We start from the raw sequence: 2,409 nt of genomic DNA on the forward strand, positions 1-2,409 counted from the left end.
GCGTGGACGAGTGGGCGCTGAACTTTGTGAACGAGTTTGATGGCACCCCGCTGCAAAGCGTGGCCAAGGGCGCGTTTGACTTGGGCAAGCTGCAAGACGAAGAAGAAAAGAAAGCCGCCGAAGACGCGGCTGAAACTTTCAAACCCGTGCTGGCCAAGCTGAAAGAAGCGCTGAAAGACAAAGCCGAAGACGTGCGCGTGACCAGCCGCTTGGTGGACAGCCCCGCCTGCCTGGTCGTCACCGACGACGGCATGAGCATGCAACTGGCCCGTATGCTCAAACAAGCTGGGCAAAGCGCCCCTGAAGTCAAACCCGTGCTCGAAGTCAACCCCGATCACGCGCTGGTCAAAAAGCTCGAAGGCTCGGTGCACTTCCACGACCTGGCCCACATCCTGTTTGACCAAGCCGTGCTGGCCGAAGGCGGTTTACCGGCTGACCCGGCGGCCTACGTGAAGCGGGTGAATGCTTTGCTGAGCTGATCTTCACTTTGCCACACCGGACTCGGTCCGGAACACCAGAAAAAGCCCCGCCAGACGCCCGTTTGGCGGGGCTTTTTAACTTGAATTGCACAACGAACCCCGTACAGGCGCGGCTTCGTACACATCGAAGTTTCAAACTTAGATTTGTAAAAGTGGTTTGGGCGACACTGGCATAGCCATGCCCAATGGTTTTCTCAAGCCCACAAACCCCTTAGGCCGCTGTTCACAATGGCTTACAAATCTCCAGCAGAACGGTGGTTCAATCAGCGCATGACATCTCTGCAAAAACCCTTGGCCTCGCGCCCATCCTTGAACAAAATCCTGGCCTGGCTGGCCCTGGCTGTCGGCCTGACCGGCTGCAGCAACATCCACACCGGCGCGGGCATCGGCGTGAATGTGCCCATCTTGCCCGGTGTGTCGATTGGCGTGAATGTGGGCACGGGCGGTGTAAGTGCGGGGGTGAACGCCCAGTCCGGCCCGGTGGGCGTGGGGGTCGGGGGGGGGGGGGTGCTTTACGAGCCGAAAAAATAAACACGCAACCAGCGTTCATGGCCACTTGTTGCACCCTTCTCCGGGCTGTCACCCAACTCTTTGGCCTGTCGCTTGGTCAAACAAATGGGCGTTCATGGCGCCACCAAGGCAGTGTGGCGCTGAGCGACAACGCCCCACACGGCCTGCGTGTGCGTTTGCACCTGCCCTTGGCCTCGTCCATCGGCCAGACCAACTCGAAACCTGTTGGTAACTGATACGGGCCTGTCGACCCTGCAGGCCTGATAACCTTGCGCTTGACCTTGCCTGCACCCCCGAAAGGCGGGTTTGCCGCATTTTTCACCCTATCGACCGAAACGAGCCCAAAGATGGACACACCGAACAGCCCCCCTGCGTCCCGACTGCTGGGCGACATTGGCGGCACCAATGCCCGCTTTGCCTTGGTTTGCGGCGACCAGCAACCCATCACACACGAAGTGACCTTGCCCACCGGTCAGTACCCAGACCTGGCAAGCGCCGCACAGGCTTATTTGCAGCAAGTGGGCCGTCCTGCGGTGTCGCAGGCCTGCATTGCCATCGCCAACCCGATCGATGGCGATGTGCTCAAGATGACCAACAACCACTGGCAGTTTTCCATCGAAGCCACGCGCCAGGCGCTGGGCCTGAACAGCCTGCTCATGCTCAACGACTGGGAGGCCATGGCCATGGCCGCTCCCGCCCTGACGGGCAAAGATTTGACACAAATCGGCTCGGGCGAACCTGTGCCCGATGCCCCCAAAGGCCTGATTGGCCCGGGCACTGGCTTGGGCGTGTCGTCGTTGGTGCGCTCACGCCGGGGCGACTGGGTGCCCATTGCAGGCGAAGGCGGGCATGTGAGCCTGGCACCCACCTGCGAGCGCGAGGCGGATATCCTGCGCATTTTGTGGCGCACTTACCCGCACGTCTCGGCTGAAAGGGCCATCTCGGGCATGGGCCTGGAAAATTTGTACCGCGCCATTTGTGAACTCAACGGCACCGAGGCCGAATCTCTGGCGGCTGCGCAGATCACCGAACGCGCCTTGGCGACCAAGGACCTGGCCTGCGAAGAGGCCGTCGAACGCATGTGCCGCTTGCTGGGCAACGCAGCGGCCAACCTGGCCGTGACGCTGGGTGCACGCGGCGGCATTTACATCGGCGGCGGCGTGATCGGCCGCTTGGGCGATTACTTTGCACAATCAGGCTTCAGGGCTGCGTTTGAGTCTAAAGGCCGCTTTGGCGACTACATGAAACGCATCCCGACCTATGTAATTCGCGCCGAGCAACCGGCCCTGATCGGTTGCGCGATGGCGCTGGGTGTGATGCCTGCCAAGCGCTGAACTCACACCATCAAGGCAGGCTCGCGCATTTGCTCGACTTGCTCTTGCAGCATCAATACCTGGCCGCGCCAGTAGTCGGGTGTGCC

General features: G+C 61.0%; 2 protein-coding genes and 1 pseudogene. All 3 read left to right on the plus strand.

What is annotated here, in order from left to right:
* Positions 1-479: pseudogene (locus tag Q0341_RS04275) on the plus strand (molecular chaperone HtpG); the annotation flags it as partial.
* A 270-nt stretch (positions 480-749) separates the two neighbouring features.
* Positions 750-1,010 (plus strand): hypothetical protein, encoded by a 261-nt coding sequence (locus Q0341_RS04280; RefSeq protein ID WP_299510820.1) that lies wholly within the window; start codon positions 750-752, stop codon positions 1,008-1,010.
* A gap of 326 nt (positions 1,011-1,336) precedes the next feature.
* Entirely contained in the window at positions 1,337-2,323 is a 987-nt protein-coding gene (locus Q0341_RS04285; RefSeq protein ID WP_299510821.1) for a glucokinase, read from the plus strand.
* Positions 2,324-2,409: the final 86 nt, after the last annotated feature.

Source organism: uncultured Limnohabitans sp., from assembly GCF_937889215.1.
Taxonomy (GTDB): Bacteria; Pseudomonadota; Gammaproteobacteria; order Burkholderiales; family Burkholderiaceae_C; genus Limnohabitans_A.

Excerpts from the sequence above, each read along its gene's own strand:
- Q0341_RS04280 (WP_299510820.1), top strand. The coding sequence starts at position 750 with ATGACATCTCTGCAAAAACCCTTGGCCTCGCGCCCATCCTTGAACAAA.
- Q0341_RS04285 (WP_299510821.1), top strand. The coding sequence starts at position 1,337 with ATGGACACACCGAACAGCCCCCCTGCGTCCCGACTGCTGGGCGACATT.